Here is a 21,993-nt window from a genome sequence, read left to right as displayed (position 1 = left end):
CAGGAGCTTGGCAATTTCGCTGACATGAGCTTGCAGCTGCTGGTTTTGCTCGGGGGTCATGGCATCTATTCTCTGCGTCCTACTCCTCTATAGTGGTTTTTCTCTCGCTAAATGATGACGCACTCCCGGCCATCCCCATTGCGGTGAGCGATCGCGTTTTCGAAGATCTCGCATCCAAATTCGGCAACTTCAGGGGTAAACGGCTCGTTTCACACTTTAGCTTTGACCAAGACTGGGACTGTTGGGAAATGCACCCCGCCGGAGAAGAGCTGGTATGCCTGCTCTCAGGTCAGGCCGATTTGATTCTGGAGCAGGATGGAGCGGAGCAGGTTGTACCGCTGCGTACGACCGGGTCATATGTGCTCGTGCCGCGCGGGGCATGGCACACCGCCAAAGTACATGCACCTTGCTCGATGTTGTTCATCACCCCCGGTGAGGAAACTCAGCACAGACCGCTTTGAGCTATCCTGTAGCTGAGCCGCCGGGTTCCTGAGCCGCTTTGACTGAGCTACTTTGTAAAATAAGCCTATGGAGAACGCGAAACCGCACATTCAGGTCCTCGATCACCGCCAGGCCAATGCGACCCAGCAGCTGCTGCCGAACCCTGCTGTTTTCTCCAGCTCAGGCTGGGACGACCTGCATTTAGAGCTTTATCAGCAGCCCAAATTTGCGACGGCTGAGCATCGGCATACCCTGCACGCGATCGCGCTAGGGCTCCCTGACGCATCGGGCCGCTGCGCTGCCGGCGACCGGTGGCTGGACGGCAAACGATGCCTAGAACAGCGCCAGGCCGAAGCGATTGCGATGATTCCAGCCGGGATTACCCATCGCTGTAGCTGGGATAGTGCGGCTGGGTTTATGGTACTAGCCATTGAGCCCCAGCTACTTGAGCAGATGGGTCAAGACTGGGTCAACCCCGACCAGATTGAGCTGATCCCTCGGTTCATGACTGACCGCGATCCGCTGATTTGCAACATCTTCTCCGCCCTGAGCGCAGAGGTAGAGGCCCCTGGTCTCGGGAGTCCGCTGATGGTGGACAGCCTCAAGACCGCCTTGGTCATTCACCTGCTGCGGCACTATTGTGCCACCCAGCCCAGGCTATTCAGCTATGGTGGCGGCCTGTCTGACGCGAAGCTGGCCCAGGTTAAAGACTACATCAGCGCTCACCTGGCTCAAGACCTGAAGCTGAATAAGCTGGCCGCGATCGCGCAAATCAGCCCCTACCACTTTGTCCGCCTGTTTAAGCGCAGCGTAGGAACTACGCCCCACCAATACATTTTGCAGCGTCGGGTCGAGCAGGCCCAGTATCTGCTGCGTCATAGCGACCAGAGCCTGGCTGAAATTGCGCTTAGGGTTGGCTTTTGTGACCAGAGCCATCTAACTCGCTGCTTCAAACGCATCGTGGGGATGACGCCTGCCCAATTCCATCAGGGCTGAGCGCAGGAATGTTCTAAAAGGCCGCAATTTTCTTCTAGAGACCAAACCGCCCAGTTTCTAAGCTGTCAGCAGATTCTCTAGGAGAAAGTCATGCAGATTGAAACTGCTGAAGTGATGATTGCCACGCCTGACGGTCAGATGCCTGCCTTTCTGTGCAAACCAGCTAAAACTGGCCGCCAGCCTGCCATCTTGTTGCTGATGGAAGCCTTTGGCCTGACCTCCCATATCCGCGAAGTCACTGTCCGCATTGCCAATGAAGGATATACGGTGCTGTCTCCAAACCTGTACTACCGAGAGCGACCGCCCAATACCTTTGGCTATGACGAGGTTGAGCCAGCGACGGCGATGATGTGGCGGCTGGATTTTGGTCAGCCTGTTGAAGCAGACCTTGAGGCCGCACTGGCTTACCTCGCATCGAGTGCAGACGTAGACCCTGAGCGAATTGGGGTCACAGGATTTTGCCTGGGCGGCGGGCTGACCTTTTTGACGGCTTGCCGATTCTCAGATCGCATTGCCGCTGCGGCCCCCTTCTATGGAATGGTGTTGGATGAGTGGATTGAGGCTGTGAAAGAGATTACGGTGCCCGTTTATCTCTTCTTTGGCGGAGCCGACCCGTTTATTTCGCGCGATCGCGTTCGGCAAATCGACGCTAGGTTTGATGAACTGGGCAAAGAATATCGGCTGAAGGTCTACCCAGAGGCCGATCACGGATTCTTCTGCCACGAGCGTTCATCCTACCATCCGGCAGCCGCCAAAGACGCCTGGCAAGAGCTGATCTCGTTTTTTCAGGCTCACCTGTAGATATATTGCTAACTTAGACCTCAAGCGTATTGCAAATTCCGCTATGATCGGAACTAGGCGTAAACCAGTATCTCCCTACATTATGCAAATCATTGCTGATTTACCGTTAAAGGAGAATGACCGGCTTGCCATTGAGGCAGCCGTTGATTTACTACTCAATCAGTTCCCAGTAGAGCAGGTCATTCTCTACGGTTCCAAAGTCTCTGGGCAAGATACCGAAGAGTCCGACATAGACCTACTCGTGCTTACTCGGCGACCGCTGACTTGGCAAGAGCGCAATACGATTACTGATACGCTTTTTGACCAAGAGCTAGTCTACGATGTCGTCATCAGCACCCTGATTGTGACTCGTACCGAATGGATGACTGGCCCCTACAGTCTGCTTCCCATACACGATGAGATTGACAGACATGGTGTAGCGGCTTAATGAGGAAAGATTCCCAATCTGAAGCCATCATCGACTATCTGCTGCAGAAAGCATCTCAGGCGTTAGATTCGGCTCGGTCAGAACTTCAGGCAGACCGGTTAGACTTTGCCGTCAATCGTGCCTATTATGCTTGCTTCTATGCAGCTAGCGCAGTCATGCTTCAACGAGGAAAACAGTTGCCAAACATTCTGGGTTGAGAGGCGCAGTTCACCGGGAGCTGGTCAAACCAGGACATTTAGCCTCCATATGGGGCAAGGTGTTTGATCGTGCCTTTGAAAGTCGCCAAACAGCAGACTATCTAGTTTTATTTACTTTCGAGCCTGAGCAAGTCGAACAGCTGCTCCAAGATGCAGCAGGCTTTGTTCAAGAGATGCATCAGCTTTTGAACAATTCTTAGCAACGGAGCCACATTCCAATCTGAAACAACTGCCTCCAAAAGCTGAGCCAAGCTGATTTACTCGGCCCTACCCGCTTCTTCTATTGAGCCATTGCCGACGCTTAGTGAACTTGAAACCAACCAGCACAGTACCCAATCCGATCAGAGCGGCTGCCGCTCCCGGTTCGGGGACTGGCTCGTACTCAATGACCTCACCTGCTAGTGCTGGGAAGAGTAAGGGCGGCATTCGAACCTGAGTTGCCTGCTCAAAGGCATAGGCCAGCCCCAGTAAGGTTGGTTCGCTATAGGCTTTTCCGAAGAAAGAAAGCGAGACGGGCAGTTCATCTGACGTAAATCCAGCGGGCACCTGAACATCCGGAAATCCAGAAATGTTGGCAATATTAGTCGGCGATGGGCCAGGCTCACAGATATAGGTGGGATCTTCTAAACCCGGGAGTGGGCTAGCTGGACAGCCCGACGTGGGATAGATCAGCGCATCGAGATTGTTACGCTCCAGCAGATTGAGCGCAGAATTGCGGACCAGGGCACGGCCATTGGTGAGCGCATCGATATAATCTGGATCGGTGAGCGGTACGCTATCCTGTTCTACCCTGAACAGATCTAGACGGGTCGAATAGGTCTCAAAAAAGTCATCCTGCTCCGCCACCTCAATGATTTCAGCCAGTGTCTTAGGATATTCGTCGCCAATCGTGGCCAGATAGTCAGGAATCTGCGCTTTAAATTCAGGCCAGCGGATGCGCGTATAGATAGTGCCTTTATCTTCAATCACTTCCTCTGGGAAGAACAGGGCGTCTACGATTTCTGCACCCGACTGTTCCAACGTTGCGATCGCGTCTGTAATAATCTGGTCTACTTCGGGATTGCGACCAAAAAAGTCCCGCGCAACGCCAATCCGAGCCCCGTTGAGCGCATCCTTGTCTAAAAACGGGGTGTAATCGTCGAAGGTTTTACTGGCGCTGTCTAGAGTTGCCGGATCGCTGGGGTCGATCCCAGCCATGGTACCCAGCGCGATCGCGGCGTCTTCCACCGTACGGGCGAGCGGCCCACCAACGTCAAAGGAGAGGGCGAGGGGAATAATGCCATCCCGGCTAGTGAGTCCCAGGGTTGGCTTAACGCCGACTAGGCCGTTGGCGGCAGCGGGACCGCGAATCGAGCCGCCGGTATCGCTCCCTGTCCCAATCACGCCGAAATTAGCGGCAATCGACGCGCCCGTACCACCGCTAGAGCCAGACGGGCTGCGGTCTAGCTCATAGGGGTTGCGGGTCAGCCCCTGTAGCGAGCCCCCGGGAACCCCAGAGGCAAACTCGCTCATATTTGCCTTCGCTAAAATGATCGCCCCCGCGTCGCGAAACTGCTTGACGGTAAAAGCATCATCGGGCGGAATCGACCCTTTGAGCACAACCGACCCTGCCGTCGTCGGCAAGTCAAACGTGTCATAGTTATCCTTGAGAATGACAGGAATCCCATGCAGCGGGCTCCTGGGGCCTTTAATCTGGCGCTCTAGGTCCAGCGCCCGGGCAGTTTCAAGCGCGTTTGGATTGACCCTAATAATCGAGTTCAGTTCGTCGTCATAGGTCTCAATCCGGTTCAGATACAGCTGAATTAGCGATTCCGATGATAGGGCTCCAGCATCGAAGGCTTTGTTGATGTCTGACACCGTCGCTTCCTGAAGCCGAAATACGGCTGCCCTAGCAGCGTTAGGGATAGTGGCATAGACGGCAACCGGCGTTGCGATCGCGATCGCGGCTCGTTTGGCAAAACTCATCATGAACTCGGATACCCCCAGAATAAAGATGAACCAGAACGGCTATGGGCTAAAGGCGTAATTGTCTCCTCAGCCAAGCAGGACTCAACAACAGCGTTTCACAAATCGCATTCCTAACGCACCGAGCGCCAGCATTGCAGGCTGGCGCTTTATCATGCTCAATCGCTTCACCGGATAAAGCCGGGAACAGGCCCGGCGATTGAGTAACAAATAGCCTAATTGGTACTTGGTTTCTGAAGACGAATCAATAATATCTGTAGAATCCGTAGGATTACTGTACTTAACACTACACAATCGCAAAACCCTGTTGTGAGGCAAACGACCCCATCATTGCCTCTAGAACGCTACCCGATTTCTCATAGGTTTCTAAGTCAAAATTAAAATGTATCACAGAATACATTAACCCACCTCTCAGCCTTGCAGCTGACGATGGAACTGTAGGAAATGAGTTAAGCAATCTCGCTTTTAAGGAGGCCTATTATGAAACGCTTTTTATTAACTGGTTTGACTGTTCTGCTCTCTAGCTTGACAATTTCATCGGTTGCCTATGCCGGTCAAACCCACCTGAACGACTTAGCTGCCGACCTGAACGGCGATGGGGATGTCTCATTGACGGAGCTCAACATATACAACCGAAACCAGCGCAATCCGAAGTAGCGTTCTCGAGCTGGATGCCAGCAGGCTGATGGAGGTCAGCTTGTTGGCCCACTGAATGCTGTTTATGGGAAAGCCCCGGCTTTTAGTCGGGGCTTTTCAGCGATCGCTTTCGCATTGCATTATGCTGTTCCAGCGGCAATTGCATCGTCTCGGGCTGCCGCCAGAGCGCGGGCAGCAATTCGAGGATTCTGGTGATGAATATCATGGTGGATGGTGGCCTGAATGACCGTCTGACCAAAGATTAGCTCACCTGAGGCGAGCAGCCAGCTGGGTAAAGGCAGCGCAAAGGTGCCATATTCGCCCTCTCGATGATGGATCATGCGAAAGAAGGCGATATCACCCAGCCCATAGACCAGTCGCAGAGACAGCCACAGCCACAGAAAAGCGCGTCCTCCTACCCAGGTCAAGCCGCCCAGGATAATCAGTTTGGTTGCCAGGTCTAAGCTGAGCTGCAGCGTTAGTCCATGCTTAGCGATCCAGCGGATAGCACTTTGCTCGGGGGATACAAAGGCGTTAAAAATCGACTGTGGCCAGCTGCCTCGAATATGATAGGCATCCGGGTCGGCATCGGTTGCGGGCGCTGCATGATGGGCAAAATGCAATGTCCGAACCTGGCTATAGCTCAGGGAAATGACCGATAGCGGTAGCGGACTTACCCCCATCAGTCGGATCACAGGATTGATCTGCTGCTGATCATAGATATGGAGCAGCTCGTGGAAGTTAATCATCCAGCGGGGCAGCAGCAATAGCACAGCGATAGGCAATGCGGCTAGCGGGAGGATAGGTAGGATTGCGAGCCCATATACCCCGACCAATATTCCAGCGCTGAGCAAACAGTACCGCGTATACTTCCGTCCGTCCTGCTCAGTGACCCTATATTCTTCAGGGAAAAGCGATAAGCTACCTTGCATATCCTCGGCGGCCTTCTTAAACGCCAGGCTAAATATCATAACGCACAGGCTGCTTGTGCGGCTAGCTTTGTCCGGCCAATTGGAAAAGCTTAAGCTGTAAAAACGCTACAGATGAGTTTGCGCTGTTTGAATCGGACTAAGCGATCGCTAAAAAGATCTGGTCTGATATGGTTAGCGGATCGTAGGGTTTGGTGATGACCGAGGCCACTTTTAGCTGGTCAAAGTATTGCTTTTCGTGGGACTGCGCCTTTGCCGTTAGGATGATAATTGGAATCTGCTGGGTTTTTGCATTTTCTCGCAGCTTTTGCAAAATGGTCAGCCCGTCCATCTCAGGCAGCATCATGTCTAGCAGGATGACATCGGGCTGTTGTGAATCCGCGATCGCGATTCCTTCTTTACCGTTGCTAGCCTTCAAAACATCCCACTGGCCGGTGATCTCTAGACAAAGCTGAGTCGCTTCTCGAATGTCGTCCTCATCATCAATGATTAAAATACGCTTAGTAGACATCGCTGCTTTCCTAACAGAATTTGCATTATTAAGAACCGTCTTCTGGACCAGCTTCGGCATATTCCGGCAGCGTCAGAAAAAACGTGCTGCCGCAACCCACCTGGCTCTGAGCCCAGATCTCGCCGTCATGTTCTTGCGCAATACTACGACAGATAGCCAGCCCCAGGCCGGTACCTCCTTTGTGGCCGTTATCTGAGGCATCGAGCTGTTCAAACCGAGCAAAAACCGTTTCTAGCTTATTCTCAGGAATGCCCTGCCCCCGATCGGTTACCTGGAGCAGGATGACCGACCCTGAAGCGTCAATGCCGGCCTGAAGCGCGTCCGTACCAGTCACATTCAGACCCTGAGCCACTCTCGATACGCTCTTGGAATCAACCTGCTGGGCTCGCATCTCTACCGTTGAGCCGTTGGGTGAAAACTTAATCGCGTTACTGAGCAAGTTGGTCAGCGTCTGAATAATCCGATCGGGATCTGCCCATATCTGCGTCGTAAGCGGGTCAACCAAAAGCTGTATGCCGTGGTTATCGGCCATCGCCCGCATCTCATCCGCAGCTTGAGCCATAATGTTGGCCAGATTGCACGGTTTCTTGTCCAGCGTCACTTTACCCAGCTTAATCCGTTCAACATCCAAAATGTCGTTGACCAATCGCACCAGCCGATTGGTGTTGGAGAAGGCAATTTCGACCATGCGCTGGCGTTTTTCAGGCTGAAGGTCAATCTTTTCCTGAGCCAGCAACCCCAGGGCCGCTCGAATGGACGTGAGCGGGGTTCTCAGCTCATGGCTGACAACGGCGATAAATTCATCTCGCATCCGCTCAATCAGCTGCCGTTCGGTAATGTCTTTGAAGATAACAACTGCTCCGACAATTTTGCCGCTTTCATGGATGGGGGTGCTGACATATTCTGTCGGGAAACTCTGGCCGTCTTGCCGCGTAAACAGATCGCCTGTGACATGATGAGTCTGGCTATATTTCAGCGTTTTAAAGATGGGGCTATGCGGCCAGTCATAGCGCTCGCCGCCGGGCTTGGTGTGCTGGAGCCAGTCGTGCATAAACTGGTTAATCAGGTCTTTCTTGTCGTACCCTAGCATTCTGGCCGCCGCCGGATTGACAAAGACGGTGTTGCCCTCAGGGTCAATGCCGCAGATGCCTTCTCCAGCAGAGCTGAGAATCAGCTCGTTTTGATGGCTGAGGCGCTTGAGAGAATCTCGGGCCTGCTGGAGTTCCTTTAACGCGCGTTCCCGCTCTATATTCTCCTGAATCAGGCTCTGATTAAGCTGCTGGAGTTCCGCCGTGCGCTCGATAACGCGCTTTTCCAAATCGGCGTTGAGAGCCTGCACGGTTTGCAAAAGCTGGGTTTGGTAAATTACCGAAGCATATCGGTCGGCCAAATCCTGCATTAGCCCAATTTCCCGGGCCGTCCAGGGCTGGGGCTGACTCCGCTTGAGCTCTCGCCAGGTTTCAAACGACCGGCGGGGCCGGTTTTGGCGAGGGTCGGCGGCATCCAGCCGACCCGCCCAAACCGTCTCAATATCGATGGACTGACGAAACAGGCTGAGATATCCTAAAAAGCGATTGCGATGGATGAGTCTGACGACTAGCAGACCGCGAATCTCTTGTTCTATCAGGGCAGACGCAATGGACCAGGACATTTCAATCTGACTGACGTCGGCAATCGCCCAAAGCTGAGTCATCCACTGGTTAGGCGCTTCGGCTTCGAGCCAGCTTTGCCAGTCAGGCAGCTGTTCCAATACGGCGGTTGCAGACCGGCGACGAGCCGGTTGGCCCCCCGTCCTGGAGAGTTCGGGCTGGATGCCGCTGGTCACCAGCTGCGCAGGTTTCGAACTTTCGGCTGACAGATAGAGCCTACCGCCGACGCATTGCAGCGCCGAGACGGTTTTGTCTAGGGCTTTCTGGAGCGGATCTGGTGTACTGGAATGGAGCAGCGAGACGACCTGATTGGTAATCGCTTCATGCTGCCCGCGTAAGCGGGTGAGATGTAGCAGGCTGGCATGGGAGATTGCGACGGTCACCTGGTCGGCAATCTGCTGTACGATTTTCAGCTCTTTTGGGCCAAACTGGCGAGGCGTACTGTGGTGGGCGACCAGCAGACCCCAAAGCTGATGGCGATGCAAAATCGGGACGACCAGGGATGACTGCACACCCATCGCGGTCAGATATTCGACGTGGCAGGCATCAATCGGCCGAAACCAGAGATCGCTGGGTGGGGAGGACAGGGCCGTACGACAGAACGGGCTGATGCCGATTTTCCCCTTAGCGACGTTGACAATCGTGCGCTGGCGAGCCGTTAAGAACATCTCGCGGGCATGTTCTGGAATATCTTCAGCGGGAAATCGATGTCCCAGCAGCGAGGGCAGCCGCTGATGCTGAACGGCCTCGGCGACGACTTCGCCGCTGTTATCTTCGTGAAAGCGATAGACCTTAACCCGGTCGGTGCCCAAAAACCGGCGCATTTCATCCACGGTAGCATCCAGAATCTCAGGCAGCTCCAGCGACTGACGGATGCGGTCAGTCATCCGATGCAGCAGTTCTTCTAGGTGTTTAATCGGTCGATGGGAGAGCTGAGTCATAGGAGAAGGCGCGACCTCAGTAGGGTTTGGGCGGGGCGGTTCGCTAAAAGATAGGACGGAAGCTGCCAGTTAGCCGATCATCACCCCCCCGCCTCGACTTGAGGACAGCCCTCAGCAATGGCGTCCATTGCCCGCCGCAGCTGGGTTCGCCGGAGCTGATCGAACAGGCGGGCGAGCAGCTCCGAGCTGGATAGAGATTTTTCCACCAGGTCGTTAGCGCCCGCTCTATAGGCGGCCTGCTGCACCTGAGTATCGGCATGGGCAGTCAAGAAAACAATCGGCAGGTGGCTCCAAACCGGGGCCTGACGCACCGCCTGACACAGCTCAATGCCGCTAAACTTGGGCATGGTGATATCGAGCAGCAGCAGGTCTGGCGCAGAATCCTTGAGAGTTTGCCAGAAATCAAGGGGCTGATTCAGGGTCACAATTTGAAAGCCCCGAGGCTCCAGCAGGGTCCGCAGGGCGGCTAAAACCTCCGGATCATCATCGACGACCAGCACCTTGTGAGGGATTTGCTGAAAGCGCGATCGCAGCAGCTGTATGGTTTTGAATACCTGCTTTGCACTGAGGTTATGAAAAAAGGGATGCTGCCCGAGATGAGCCGCTTTCACCCGAGCGGCTAGGCTGCCATCGGCGCTACAGACCAGCACCATCAGAGACGGCACCTGATCGATCAGCACGGACAGTTCAGCCAGATCGCTCGGATCGCTCGCTTCTAGAGAAAAATCCACCAATACCACATCGGGCAGATCCCCATTGACCGCAAACGAGGTCGGAATCTTGGCATCGGGCAGCTGGGCTAAGGCGGTCATCAGGTCTCGGAGGGCCGCTGCATGGGGTGAGACCTTGACGGTCAGGCCGGCCGCTTTGAGAACGCCAACCATCTCGGTCGGCAGTGCTGAGCGATCGTCAACGAACACCAGCAGGGGCAGATCCGCCAGCTGCAGCGGCGGCGGCTCTAGCTGATGGAGCGCCTGATTCAGCACCTGGTCTAACGCTTCAACTAGGTCTATCAGCCGTTCCCGATCGGCGGTAAGGGGCGCATTCCCCCGCAGAATTTGCTCAATTTGATGGGCCAGCTTGGAACCTGACGCCAGGCCAAATATGCCGAGCGCCCCAGTCAGACTATGGGCGGCTCGATAGGCAGATTGCCGGGTCTGGTCAGAGAGCTGCTGGGCTTGCAGGTCACGCACCGCCTGCTTCAGCAGCTCCAGCCGATCGAAGTGCTGGAACTTGACCGACTGCCAAAGGGTCTGGAGGGCAGCATGGGTCTGCTGCTCCCTCAGTTCGGTGGAGCGAGGATTTGCTATGGATGCGAGGGCTGGGGAAGGATCGCGATCGCGGCGAGCATGGGTTTGAGTATGCATCACAGGGGGCTCCGACTTGATTCGGTAGCCCACCCCATAGACCGTTTTGACTAAATCCGCTGGCGCGCCAGCGGCTGAGAGCTTGCGGCGGAGCCCTTTTATATGAGAAGTAACGGTATCTTCGCCGGGGGCCTCACTAAAGCTCCATAGCTTATCTAAAATGGCGCTGCGGCTAAACACCTGAGACGGATTTCTTAAAAACAGCTCCAGCATGCCGTATTCCTTGGGGGTCAGATTCAGATAGGTGCCCCCGTAGGTGACCTCCCGGCTGCTCAGGTCTAAACACAGCTCGCCTAGCTCAAGGGCTGAAGAAACGGGCGTTTGCACCCGCCGCATCAGCACCCGCACCCGGGTCAGCAGTTCTTCGAGCTCAAAGGGCTTGGTGATGTAGTCGTCAGCCCCGGCGTTCAGTCCCGCAATTTTCTTATGGCTGGAGTCCAGCGCCGTCACCAGCAGCACCGGCATACTGTAGGACTGTTCCCGCAGCCGCCGACACAGATCTAGCCCGCTCAGCTGAGGCAGCATCACGTCTAATATCACCATGTCATAGTCAAAGGCACTGACCAACTGCCAGCCAGTCTGTCCATCATGGGCAACATCTACGGCATAGTATTCGTCAGCCAGCCCTTTCTCAAGCACTTTGGCAACGGATTCATCATCCTCAATGAGTAGAATCTTCATGGTTTATTGCCTGCCTAGTGAAACGTCGTTCGCTTGAGCGAAGAAAGCTGTTCGCTTGAGCAAAGTGAAACGTCTATTCGCTCACGCAAAAAGAACGTTATCAAAGCCGACCATTCTGAGAAACTATTCCCATCAGATGATGGAAAAACAATTTCTGATTTATGAATAATATAAATAATCTTAATCAAAACGGTTTATATCTCATCGAAATTTATGAAAGTTAAAGCTTATCCCTTATTCAGGCATAGGCCCTCTGAGACGGCCGCTATTGCTGGCATTAGGATATTAATTAGCGCTGGCATTGCGCTAATCCTTTGGGAGCGGTCAATTCACTGCAAAAAGAAATACGGAGAGATCGAAACCCTACTTCTCTCCATATTTCTTCTATTGAAAAGACAAGTGATTGCCAACAGCTTTCTATTCAACAAGGCTAAAGTGCCCGGTGGAAATAGGTGCCGTACTGTAGGCCGGGGAATACATGGTTCAATTCTATCATCACTATCGATAGAATCACCAGGGCTAACGTGGCCATAATCGGGGCGCTGGTCAGATACTTCATCAGGTACTGCATGAAATTCTCCTAAATCTGGTTTTGATGACGCTATTGACTATCGAGGCGATACCGAAAGTTCGTTTTTTTGAACGGTTAGCTCGCCGGCAGTCAGTTCTTTGATCGCCAGTAGAGGCCATAACAGTCCCTGACTAAAGGCGCGAATCGCCAGCGGCAGATCGATAAAGATTTCCGTTTCTTCGGGTTTAGACGCTCGCTTGCTGCCGATCAGATAGGCTCGACCCGACCAGCCGACAAACCCCGCGAAGTAAAAGAAAATGGCGAAGGGAATGACCACGTCAATCGCTCGGTCGAACCGCAGCTGTAGGTGGGGCAGCCCATCGGCACCACAGAGCAGATTGGATTCATAGGCCTGATAGGGCTGATCAAAATAGTAGCTCTCGGGGGCGTTCTGCATCCGCTCCTGAAAAGCCTCCGACGCCTGACAGGGCACCAGATGAGTATCTGGTGCGCCAGCTGCAGCCGCATCGGCAGGCGCAAGGGTAAACCAGAGCAGCCCCATCAGCAAAATGGCAAAAAGTTTTCTCATCGAGATGTCTCCTAGCAAACTAAAGTAGGTTTCTTGTGAACGACCTGGAAATGTTGAGGTCTGATGAGTCAAGCCGATTGAAAGGCAATCTACGAGGTAGAGGTGCCTCCCATCGGGTCAGCTCCCATCGGGTCAGCCTGGGTTTGAGTCAGCATTCCCGCTGCCTGGCCGGTGCGATCGGCCCCCATTTCTCCTTCGTCACGGCCTTCTCGTTCGATCCAGAGAAAGACAATCGCAAAAACGGGAAACGGCAGAATGTAGAAAATCATCGGAATCATAATCCAGGGTAGCCAGGCGGCGGCGTAGTCACCGGTCAGCTGAGTCATATCGGCCATGGGGGTTCTCCTTTAGAAATGCGTTTGCGGGACGGGTTTGAGCTGAATAGCTAGCCAACACCACCTGATAGGACCATTTGACTAACGTTGACGGCACCCCGAAGCATGGCATCGAGTTCGTCAAAGTTTTCTAACAGGACATAGGCAAAAATGGCCCCGCCCATGGACCCTAGCAAAATGCCGCCACAGAGTTGGAACCAGTCTTCTTTTTTGCGTAAGGGGCGCAGGCGGTCTTGGGAGTGAGAGTTATAGGCTCCTTTGGGGTTGCCCTGAAAGGTAGACAGGGCAAAGATGGAAATTCCCAGACAGGCGGATACGGTGATAAAAATGGCGGTGATTAACCCACTGAGGTTGGCTCCGTGAGCGGTTTCTCGTAGGGGACCCACGACAATTTCTGGACCGACTAGAAAGTAGCCGTGGGCCATGCCAATTTCCAAACCTCGTAGAAAAGGCGAGAGTCCGGGTCGGTAGGCGGGCAGATTGTTGATGTAGACCTTTACCCAGTTCGAGCTATTCAGCGGAGTCGCTAGATTGCCCAGCTGGGGATTGCCCTTATAAGGCTGGATGGGATCGTCTTTGCCATAGGCATCGGCCCAAGCGGGGGATTGAGTAGGCGTCATAGTATTGCCTCTTGCAGTTGAATTTGAGGGGGTGGGAAAAAAGTCCTGGCCGCTGAACCTTGCGACCAGGACCGATCTGGGTTAAGGAGAGCCCAGACTTGGGGCCAGCGTGCGATCGCTCACCCTGGCCAAGGTTGAATCACGGAAATCGGCTGGCGGTTGACGCGATCAGGAAAGCGCCGTAGGTGGCGATGTAGCCGACGGTGAAATGGGTGAGCCCGACCAGCCGGGCCTGCACGATCGACAGGGCCACGGGCTTGTCTTTGGGATAGCCAAAGGACAGGGGCGTATTTTCGTGCGCCCACAGCAGCGTCTCAATCAGCTCCTGCCAGTAGCCCCGCCAGGTAATCAGGAACATAAAGCTCACGGCCCAGGCCAGGTGGCCGAACAGGAACATCCAGGCCCAGACGGCTAGATTATTCGTGCCTGCCGGATTGTAGCCGTTGATCAGCTGGGCTGAATTGAGCCACAGGTAGTCGCGGAACCAGCCCATCAGGTAGGTGGAGCTTTCGTTGAACTGGGCCACGTTGCCGCTCCAGATCGCCAGGTGCTTCCAGTGCCAGTAGAAGGTCACCCAGCCCAGGGTATTGAGCATCCAGAAGGTGGCCAGGTAGAAGGAATCCCAGGCGGAAATGTCGCAGGTGCCGCCACGGCCAGGGCCGTCGCAGGGGAAGCTGTAGCCGAAGTCTTTTTTATCCGGCATTAGCTTGGAGCCGCGAGCATCCAGGGCCCCTTTGACCAGGATCAGGGTGGTGACGTGGAGCCCCAGCGCGATCGCGTGATGCACCAGGAAGTCTCCCGGCCCAATCGTCAGAAACAGCGAGTTGGTGCCGCTATTAATCGCCTCTAGCCAGTTGGGCAGCCAGACATTGGCATGATTCGGCCAGGCGGTCGTCGCTACGCTGTCCGGGTTCGACAGCAGCGCGTTGACGCCATAGAGCACCTTGCCATGAACCGCCTGAATCCACTGGGCAAACACTGGTTCCGCCAGGATTTGCTTATCCGGGCTGCCCAGGGCCATCTCGCAGTCGTTGTGAACATAGAGCCCCAGGGTGTGGAAGCCCAGGAACAGTGATACCCAGCTCAGGTGAGAGATGATCGCTTCCTTATGGTCGAGCACCCGGGCCAGCACGTTGTTTTCGTTGGCTACCGGGTCATAGTCCCGCACCAGGAAGATGGCCCCGTGGGCAAACGCCCCCAGCATAATGAACCCAGCGATGTACTGGTGATGGGTGTAGAGGGCGGACATGGTGGTGTAGTCGCGGGCGATGAAGGCATAGGGCGGCATTGAATACATGTGCTGCGCCACCAGCGAGGTAATTACCCCCAGGCAGGCCAGGTGCCAGCCCAGCTGAAAGTGCAGCGAGTTGTTGTAGGTATCGTAGATGCCCTGGTGACCGCGCCCGGTGCGGGGGGCGATGAAGAAGCCATCCAACCCCGGCCCCTGGAGGGACTCGGTCATGTTTTTGATGTCATGGCCGATGCCGAAGTTGGTACGGTACATGTGCCCGGCGATGATGAAGATAACCGCGATCGCCAGGTGGTGATGGGCCATATCGGTCAGCCATAGCGACTCGGTCTGGGGATGGAAGCCGCCTAAAAAGGTGAGAATGGCGGTACCGGCCCCCTGCGAGGTATTGAAGATATGCTCCGCCGTATCGGGATTCTGGGCATAGGCTCCCCAGTTGCCGCTGAAGAACGGTCCCAGGCCCTGGGGGTGGGGCGGCACGGCCAGAAAGTTATCCCAGCCGACATGCTGGCCCCGAGATTCGGGAACCGCCACATGCACCAGGTGTCCGGTCCAGGCCAGGGCGCTGACTCCAAACAAACCGGCTAGATGGTGGTTCAGCCGAGATTCCGCATTCTTAAACCAGGCTAGCCCGGGGCGGTAGCGGGGCTGCAAGTGCAGCCAGCCGGCGTAGAGCATCACCGCCGCCAGCAGCAGCAGGAACAAAGACCCGACAAACAGGTCGTTATTGGTGCGCATGCCGATCGTGTACCACCAGTGGTAGACGCCGGAGTAGCAGAGGTCTACCGGATTACCGGCCCCGGCCCGGGTAAAGGCTTCGATCGCGGGTGGCCCCAGCTGAGCATCCCAGATCGCGTGGGCGATCGGCGATACGGTCAGCGGGTCTTTAATCCAGAGTTCGAAATTGCCTTGCCAGGCCACATGAAACAAAATGCCAGAAATCCAGAGAAAGATAATGGCAATGTGACCAAAATGGGAGGCGAAGATCTTCTGATAGAGATTCTCCTCGGTCATCCCATCGTGGCTTTCAAAATCATGGGCCGTGGCGATCGAATAGAAGATTCGACGGGTGGTCGGATCTTGCTGTAAGTCCTGACTAAATTTGGGAAATTTTGTCGCCATGGTTCTAAGTTACGTATGCAATGATGAATTTGTGACTGTTGATCATCCAAGTGCGACCATGCGGGCCAGGAAAAAGGCCCAGGTCGTGACAATACCGCCTAGCAGGTAGTGGGCAACCCCCACCGCCCGGCCCTGAACAATGCTCAAGGCCCGGGGCTGAATCGCCGTCGTAATCCTCAGCTTGTTATGGGCCCAGACAATCGACTCGATCAGCTCCTGCCAGTAGCCGCGACCGCTAAACAGGAACATCAGGCTGAAGCCAAAGACAAAGTGCCCAGCCAGGAACATCAGACCGTAGGCTGAGAGGGCTGAACCGTAGGAGCTAATCACCTGGGAAGCCTGCGCCCAGAGGAAGTCTCGCAGCCAGCCATTGTTGGTAATCGACGACTGGGCGAAGTTGCCGCCAGTGATATGCAGGATACTGCCATCGGCGTTGACCGTACCCCAGACGTCCGACTGCATTTTCCAGAAGAAGTGGAAAATCACCATGGACAGGCAGTTGTACATCCAGAACAGGCCCAGAAACACGTGGTCCCAAGCTGAAACCTGGCAGGTGCCGCCTCGGCCCGGCCCGTCGCAGGGGAAGCGGAAGCCCAGTTCGCCCTTGTCGGGAATCAGCCGAGAGCTGCGGGCAAACAGCACCCCTTTGAGCAGCACCAGCACCGTCACGTGAATCGTGAACGCATGGATATGGTGAATCAGGAAATCGGCTGTGCCCAGCGGAATCGGCATCATCGCAATCTTGCCGCCCACGGCGACGACTCCGCCGCCAAAGGCGTAGCTCACCGGTTGCCCGATCCCGGGTACCGTGGTGCCGATTCCAGCGACGTCGATATTGCGGAGGCCGCCAAACACGTTGCCTAAGGGCTCAGCTGCCTGCAGGGCAGAGTTGCCCACCGCCATCGTATGAATCTGCTGAATCCACTGGGCGAAAATCGGCTGGAGCTGAATCCCCGTATCGGAGAACATATCCTGAGGCCGACCAAAAGCGCGCATCGTGTCGTTGTGACAGTACATCGCAAAGCTGTGGAAGCCTAAGAACTGACAGACCCAGGCTAAGTGAGACACGATCGCATCCCGATGGCGAATCACCCGGTCAAGAATGTTGTTGACATGGTCAGCCGGATTGTAGTCTCGCACCATAAAAATGGCCGCATGGGCCGCTCCGCCCACGATACAGAATCCGGCAATCCACACATGGTGGGTAAACAGCGAGGTCACCGTAGCATAGTCGGTGGCCAGGTAGGGATAGGGCGGCATTGCGTACATGTGGTGGGCCACCAGCAGGCTAGCCGTGCCGAACTGGACCAGGTGAATGGAAAGATTGGCATGCCAAGAGGTCTCAAAAATTTTGTCGAGGCCCCGGTGACCGACTGGCCCAATAAAGTTAAAAATCGGCAGCATTTTGGGCGTTCTGGCGTCATCTAGCAGCTCCCTAAAGCTATGACCAATGCCCCAGTTGGTGCGGTAGAAATGACCGGCAATGATAAAGAGAACGGCGATCGCGACATGGTGGTGGGCAATGTCCGTCATCCACAGGCTGCCGGTAACCGGATTGAGGCCGCCTTTAAAGGTGAGAAAGTCGGCATAGGCTGCCCAGTCCAGGGTGAAAAAGGGCCTCAACCCCTGGGCAAAGCCGGGATACAGGTCGGTCATCAGCTGCGGATTGAGAATGAACTCATGGGGCAGCGGAATCTCTCCCGGCGGCACCCCGGCATCCAGCAGCTTATTGGTGGGCAGCGCGACGTGAATCAGGTGCCCAGCCCAGCCCAAACTGCCCAGGCCGAGCAGTCCCGCCAGGTGGTGATTCATCATCGATTCCCAATTGCGGAACCACTCTAGCTTGGGCGCTCGCACGTGGTAGTGAAACCAGCCCGCAAACAGCATCACCGCGGCCATCACCAAAGCGCCGATAGCCGTGCAGTAGAGCTGAAATTCGTTGGTGAAGCCCTCGCCCCGCCACATTTGAAACAGCCCTGAGGTAATCTGAATGCCATGGAAGCCGCCGCCGACATCGGCATTGAGAATTTCCTGGCCAAAGATCGGCCAGACCACCTGAGCGCTGGGCTTCAGATTAATGGGATCGGCCATCCAGGCGGAAAAGTTAGAAAAGCGAGCGCCGTGAAAATACATACCGCTCAGCCAGATGAACACAACGGCCAGATGGCCGAAGTGGGCCGAAAAGATTTTTCGAGACGTCTCTTCTAAGTCACTGGTGTGAGAATCAAAATCATGGGCATCGGCGTGCAGGTTCCAAATCCAAGTGGTGGTCTTGGGTCCCCGCGCCAGGGCACGGTCGAAATGGCCTGGTTTAGACCATTTCTCAAAAGAGGTGGGTACGGGATCATTATCGACAGTAACTCTAACCCGTTGCCTCTGTTCTGGAGGACTGGTTGTCATTAAACTCTCCTTTTTTTGCTGAACTTGCTGAGAAAACTAGGTGGTTAAAGAGCCTCGTGTTAAACGGCGCGATCGCGGCCCTAGGGAGGATTGCGCTGCGCGATCGCGTTCCAGGAGATACGCCGTTCGCTGTCAAAGCCGGCGTCTCCTAAAAAGACGGGAAACATCGCCTCATCCGATTCTTCGACCGACTGCAGGCCATGATTAGCTCGATTCACCACATCCACCCAGGTCGGCACGACCGTTTTCTGAATAGAGCCGCCCACCGTTCGATTGAGAGAAAACTGGTCAAATCCAAAGGCGGTCATATCGACCCCGAGCGCCGCCGACCAGATGCCCGCGACGGGAAAGGCTGCCAGGAAAAAGTGCAGAGATCGCGAGGATCTAAAGGTTGCTCCCGGCCAGAGCAGTTTCTGCTGGTAGTTCTGGATGTGGTCAAAGCTGTAGACCTTTTCACCCCGGTCTGACTGAAACCGCTTTGGATGATCAGACTGCTGGGGCTGACGAAACACCGCTGACGTCACCAGTGAGCCGTGGGCGGCGCAGAGCAGAGAGCCGCCCAAAACGCCGATTACGCCGACCTGGTGGAGCGGATTGGCGAGAATGTTGTGATCGGCCTGAAACTGCATCATAAAGGTGAAGGTGCCCGAGATCCCCAGGGGCATCCCCGAGGCAAAGCTGCCCTGGCCTATCGGATAGATCAACAGCACCGAAACCGCCGCGGCCACAGGAGCCGTAAAGGTGAGCGAAATCCAGGGCCGCATCCCCAGGCGATAGCTCAGCTCCCATTCCCGGTCCTGATAGGCGATGATGCCAATCAGAAAATGTAGCACAATCAGCTGGTAGGGGCCGCCGTTGACGAGCCACTCCTGCATTGAAGCGGCTTCCCAGATGGGATAAAAGTGTAGCCCTAGCGCCGCCGAAGAAGGTACAACAGCAGCTGTAATCAGGTTGTTGCCGTCGAGCAAGGAACCGGAAATCATGTTGCCAGTGCCATCCATATTGACGGCCGGAGCCGCAATAAAGGCCAGCACAAACACGACAGCAGCGGTAGATAGGGTCGGGAACATAATCACCCCAAACCAGCCGACGTAGATGCGGTTTTCAGTGCTGGTGACCCATCGACAAAAGCGCTCCCACAGCGCCGGCAGGGAAATTGTGACGCCGCTATGTCTTTGAATATCGGGCGTTTTTAGCTGGTCAGAACGATCGAAGTCGAGCGCTCTACCAAACCTAAACTGTGTCATCTTAAGCTCCTGTATGACTGAATAGCTTGCGGCAATAGGAAACTGTTCGCTAGGCCAGAAGCGGGCTAGCGCATACACAGAATCCTTATGACCCCAAGGAAACATCAGCGGTTTTTCTAAAACTAGCAGCCCCCTGCTCCGTTACAGCCAAGCGATGCAGCGGCTGGAATCCTATCCGTCAGCGCCAGGCTGGCTGACAGGAGAGGCAAGGGGCGCTTTCAGAAACGACCTATCTCGGTTATTAGGGCAACGTTAGGAAAGAAAAATGGAGAACTGATGAAGACGGCACAGCCCTTAAACAAAAGATACAAACACGGCCTAAACTATCCCCCAAACCTAACTAAATGTAATCTGTTATCTGTCAGCTCAAGAATTGCTATATTGTTTATTTACAGATGGGAAGGTGTGACATTTTCAAGTCATTAAACCAACAGTTTTTCGGAGATTAATCAAGATGACGCTCTGTTTCAAAAAGACTTTGATCAGATATTTATCCTGCTCTATTATGGCGATGCTAATTTCGGCCGCTGCTTGGATAACCCCGGCCATGGCGGTCGAAATTGACCCGGCGACGCTGACCGTTCCACTGAACGATACCGGCGAGCAAATTACCCTGAGTACAGAACAGCTGGCGAAGGGACAGCGCCAGTTCAACAGCAGCTGCGCCCAGTGCCACGTGGATGGAGGCACCAAAACTAATCCTGACATCGATCTGGGACCTCGTACGCTGGCCTTAGCTACCCCGCCGCGCGTCAGCGTCGAAAGCATCGTCGATTATCTGGAGCATCCTACCACCTACGATGGGCTGCAATCGCTTGCCGAGCTGCATCCGTCTACTGCGCGGGCGGAATACTTTCCGAAGATGCGGGATTTAACCGAGGACGATTTAACCGCGATCGCGGGTTACATCCTGGTTCAGCCCAAAATTGTCGGTGACCAGTGGAGCGGCGGCAAACCGAACAGATAGAGGCCAACCTGTAAACGCTCACAAGAAAAGTCCCCAGGGTTAAAACCTTGGGGACTCAGCATGGGAGGACGTTTTATTGACCTAAATTGAGGCGGCGGCTCTACTTGAGCAGGTGTCTAAGTAGATTCTCTTTGACCATGATCTGCCGGGTAACCGCAATGATGTAGTCCTGGGCCTGATCGAGCGAGAGTCCTCGGGCCTGCGTTCTGATGATTTGCAGCTCTAGCTCTTGTTCCAACGTTAGCTGTTCTGGTTTCATAGCGATGGGTGCTCTCAAGTTAGCGTCATTTTAGGATTGAGCCGATGGCGTAACCGCGATCGCACTAGGCAATTTCTGACTCAATCCGCCCGTAGAACTGGCCGCGAATTTCGACGGCCATCGGTTCTTTAGACCCGAAGTCGGAATCAGAAGGCTGTTCGCTCTCAAACCAGCCGGCAATCTCACCAGTAGCGCGGTTGACCCGGTTGACCTGTAGCGAGATGTGGCCCTGACCAATGTCAAAAGCCTTGTTGTTCTGGCGAGAAAAGTCTTCCCGGTCTGCCTGAACGGGCAGCCCCACGGCTGAGTCGTAGCCCATCGTCAGCCCCCGACCTTTCGGATCAATGAAGCTAGAGGTGCGGTAGGGCGGCACTTCAAAGGTTCCCACCAGGCGAGTCGAGGGGGAGAGGCTGGCCGCTGCGTCCTGGTTTTTCGCCACCAGACCCTTGACCGTAAACAGCAGCGGTACCCGCTCGCCGTCGGGAAGCTGCACCGTGATCGGCTGGAAGTCAAATCCACCCTGCTCGACGAAGGTCAAATTTCCGTCGGGGCCAATTTTAAGCGAACCGCTGATCTGATCGAGGGTAGAGCTTTCCCGGGTGAGCAGCTTGCTCGGGACAAATTTACTCTCCTGCCGCTTCATCAGGGCCGATCGCCTGACCGCAAATGTCTGGGGCTGTAGGCACAGCGCTTTGAGCTGATAGGACCGATCGGCCCCGATATTGATCGAGTCCATGCTGGTTTCTGGGAGCTGGGGGCAGCTGTTCGCCAGCCCGCTTCCTTTAATATCGTCATAGCTCAGCGAGCCTTCCAGCTTTGGACTGCTGCTGCAGGCGGTAAGGATGCCTAAACATAAGACTAAAAAAAATGTCATTAAACTGCGATATTTCATCTTTCCATCCAAATTTGTGGGTTCGGCAGCTGTCACGTTGCTCGGGCCGTTGGGCTGTTTCAAGCTGGGTAAAATAGCCTCTAAAGATAGATGCCAACTGGCGATATTAATTGAATCAGAAAAAGCTGAAGAACTGATGAAGAACTGGTCTGTTGTTTTCCGACTGTTAACTTTAGTTAAGCCGTTTTCAGGTTTTCATAGGTTCTCCATTTTTGTTGCCTATTCTACTTTCAAGCCTGAGCTGAGATAACCCTTTGGATT

General features: G+C 54.8%; 22 protein-coding genes. 8 read left to right on the top strand and 14 right to left on the bottom strand.

What is annotated here, in order from left to right:
* Positions 1-528: 528 nt before the first annotated feature.
* The 5 genes from IQ241_RS16940 to IQ241_RS26020 all read left to right on the top strand — a co-directional run bounded on the left by IQ241_RS16940 (position 529) and on the right by IQ241_RS26020 (position 3,062).
* On the top strand, positions 529-1,437 hold the full coding sequence (locus tag IQ241_RS16940; RefSeq protein WP_193909357.1) for a helix-turn-helix domain-containing protein: 909 nt from the start codon (positions 529-531) through the stop codon (positions 1,435-1,437).
* Positions 1,438-1,527: 90 nt separating this feature from the next.
* Entirely contained in the window at positions 1,528-2,238 is a 711-nt protein-coding gene (locus IQ241_RS16935; RefSeq protein WP_193909355.1) for a dienelactone hydrolase family protein, read from the top strand.
* Positions 2,239-2,320: 82 nt separating this feature from the next.
* The gene (locus tag IQ241_RS16930; protein ID WP_193909353.1) at positions 2,321-2,665 is read left to right on the top strand and encodes a nucleotidyltransferase domain-containing protein; all 345 of its coding nucleotides are present in this window, start codon (positions 2,321-2,323) and stop codon (positions 2,663-2,665) included.
* Positions 2,665-2,862: a HEPN domain-containing protein gene (locus IQ241_RS26625; protein WP_193909351.1), complete on the top strand. Its 198-nt coding sequence runs from the start codon at positions 2,665-2,667 to the stop codon at positions 2,860-2,862. Before IQ241_RS16930 ends, IQ241_RS26625 begins: the two co-directional genes overlap by 1 nt.
* A 59-nt stretch (positions 2,863-2,921) precedes the next feature.
* Positions 2,922-3,062 (top strand): hypothetical protein, encoded by a 141-nt coding sequence (locus IQ241_RS26020; RefSeq protein WP_193909349.1) that lies wholly within the window; start codon positions 2,922-2,924, stop codon positions 3,060-3,062.
* Positions 3,063-3,129: 67 nt separating this feature from the next.
* Here the strand turns inward: IQ241_RS26020 and IQ241_RS16915 are convergent, their stop codons facing one another.
* Positions 3,130-4,827 (bottom strand): amidase family protein, encoded by a 1,698-nt coding sequence (locus IQ241_RS16915; RefSeq protein ID WP_193909347.1) that lies wholly within the window; start codon positions 4,825-4,827, stop codon positions 3,130-3,132.
* Between the two features lie 480 nt (positions 4,828-5,307).
* Here IQ241_RS16915 and IQ241_RS16910 point away from each other — a divergent pair, with 480 nt between their 5' ends.
* Entirely contained in the window at positions 5,308-5,484 is a 177-nt protein-coding gene (locus IQ241_RS16910; RefSeq protein ID WP_193909346.1) for a hypothetical protein, read from the top strand.
* A gap of 119 nt (positions 5,485-5,603) precedes the next feature.
* Here IQ241_RS16910 and IQ241_RS16905 read toward each other — a convergent pair whose 3' ends face one another.
* The 11 genes from IQ241_RS16905 to IQ241_RS16855 form a co-directional block, all read right to left on the bottom strand.
* Complete coding sequence (locus IQ241_RS16905) at positions 5,604-6,248, bottom strand: hypothetical protein (protein ID WP_228021792.1); 645 nt, start codon at positions 6,246-6,248, stop codon at positions 5,604-5,606.
* A gap of 283 nt (positions 6,249-6,531) precedes the next feature.
* Entirely contained in the window at positions 6,532-6,903 is a 372-nt protein-coding gene (locus IQ241_RS16900) for a response regulator (protein WP_193909342.1), read from the bottom strand.
* A gap of 28 nt (positions 6,904-6,931) precedes the next feature.
* Positions 6,932-9,493 (bottom strand): GAF domain-containing protein, encoded by a 2,562-nt coding sequence (locus IQ241_RS16895; protein ID WP_193909340.1) that lies wholly within the window; start codon positions 9,491-9,493, stop codon positions 6,932-6,934.
* Positions 9,494-9,573: 80 nt separating this feature from the next.
* Positions 9,574-11,541, bottom strand: a complete 1,968-nt coding sequence (locus IQ241_RS16890; RefSeq protein WP_193909330.1) for a response regulator — start codon at positions 11,539-11,541, stop codon at positions 9,574-9,576.
* 430 nt (positions 11,542-11,971) lie between these two features.
* Positions 11,972-12,112, bottom strand: a complete 141-nt coding sequence (locus IQ241_RS16885; RefSeq protein ID WP_193909319.1) for a photosystem I reaction center subunit IX — start codon at positions 12,110-12,112, stop codon at positions 11,972-11,974.
* A gap of 37 nt (positions 12,113-12,149) precedes the next feature.
* The gene (locus IQ241_RS16880) at positions 12,150-12,641 is read right to left on the bottom strand and encodes a Photosystem I reaction center subunit III (protein ID WP_193909316.1); all 492 of its coding nucleotides are present in this window, start codon (positions 12,639-12,641) and stop codon (positions 12,150-12,152) included.
* Between the two features lie 89 nt (positions 12,642-12,730).
* Complete coding sequence (locus tag IQ241_RS16875; protein ID WP_193909364.1) at positions 12,731-12,976, bottom strand: photosystem I reaction center subunit VIII; 246 nt, start codon at positions 12,974-12,976, stop codon at positions 12,731-12,733.
* 50 nt (positions 12,977-13,026) lie between these two features.
* The gene (locus IQ241_RS16870; RefSeq protein WP_193909313.1) at positions 13,027-13,596 is read right to left on the bottom strand and encodes a photosystem I reaction center subunit XI; all 570 of its coding nucleotides are present in this window, start codon (positions 13,594-13,596) and stop codon (positions 13,027-13,029) included.
* Positions 13,597-13,735: 139 nt separating this feature from the next.
* Positions 13,736-15,967, bottom strand: a complete 2,232-nt coding sequence (gene psaB, locus IQ241_RS16865) for a photosystem I core protein PsaB (protein WP_193909310.1) — start codon at positions 15,965-15,967, stop codon at positions 13,736-13,738.
* Positions 15,968-16,009: 42 nt separating this feature from the next.
* On the bottom strand, positions 16,010-18,367 hold the full coding sequence (psaA, locus tag IQ241_RS16860) for a photosystem I core protein PsaA (protein WP_193909307.1): 2,358 nt from the start codon (positions 18,365-18,367) through the stop codon (positions 16,010-16,012).
* Positions 18,368-18,447: 80 nt separating this feature from the next.
* Positions 18,448-19,614: a photosynthetic reaction center family protein gene (locus IQ241_RS16855; RefSeq protein ID WP_193909305.1), complete on the bottom strand. Its 1,167-nt coding sequence runs from the start codon at positions 19,612-19,614 to the stop codon at positions 18,448-18,450.
* Positions 19,615-20,119: 505 nt separating this feature from the next.
* Between IQ241_RS16855 and psbV the strand changes: the two genes are divergently transcribed.
* A complete protein-coding gene (psbV, locus tag IQ241_RS16850; RefSeq protein ID WP_265579908.1) occupies positions 20,120-20,581 on the top strand; it encodes a photosystem II cytochrome c-550 in 462 nt (153 codons plus the stop codon).
* 100 nt (positions 20,582-20,681) lie between these two features.
* On the opposite strand, the gene IQ241_RS16845 is transcribed toward psbV, so the two are convergent.
* Together IQ241_RS16845 and psbO are read right to left on the bottom strand one after the other, a co-directional pair.
* Positions 20,682-20,840, bottom strand: a complete 159-nt coding sequence (locus tag IQ241_RS16845) for an NblA/ycf18 family protein (RefSeq protein WP_193909301.1) — start codon at positions 20,838-20,840, stop codon at positions 20,682-20,684.
* A 64-nt stretch (positions 20,841-20,904) separates the two neighbouring features.
* Positions 20,905-21,732, bottom strand: coding sequence for a photosystem II manganese-stabilizing polypeptide (psbO, locus tag IQ241_RS16840; RefSeq protein WP_193909298.1), 828 nt, complete (start codon positions 21,730-21,732; stop codon positions 20,905-20,907).
* Between psbO and IQ241_RS16835 the strand changes: the two genes are divergently transcribed.
* Positions 21,683-21,982 (top strand): hypothetical protein, encoded by a 300-nt coding sequence (locus tag IQ241_RS16835; protein WP_193909362.1) that lies wholly within the window; start codon positions 21,683-21,685, stop codon positions 21,980-21,982. The two genes, psbO and IQ241_RS16835, sit on opposite strands and share 50 nt — an antisense overlap.
* Positions 21,983-21,993 lie beyond the last annotated feature (11 nt).

It is taken from the genome of Vasconcelosia minhoensis LEGE 07310, from assembly GCF_015207255.1.
Taxonomy (GTDB): Bacteria; Cyanobacteriota; Cyanobacteriia; order Phormidesmidales; family Phormidesmidaceae; genus Vasconcelosia; species Vasconcelosia minhoensis.
The sequence above is the reverse complement of the archived record's forward strand: the minus strand, read 5'-3'. Positions and strand labels throughout refer to the sequence as shown.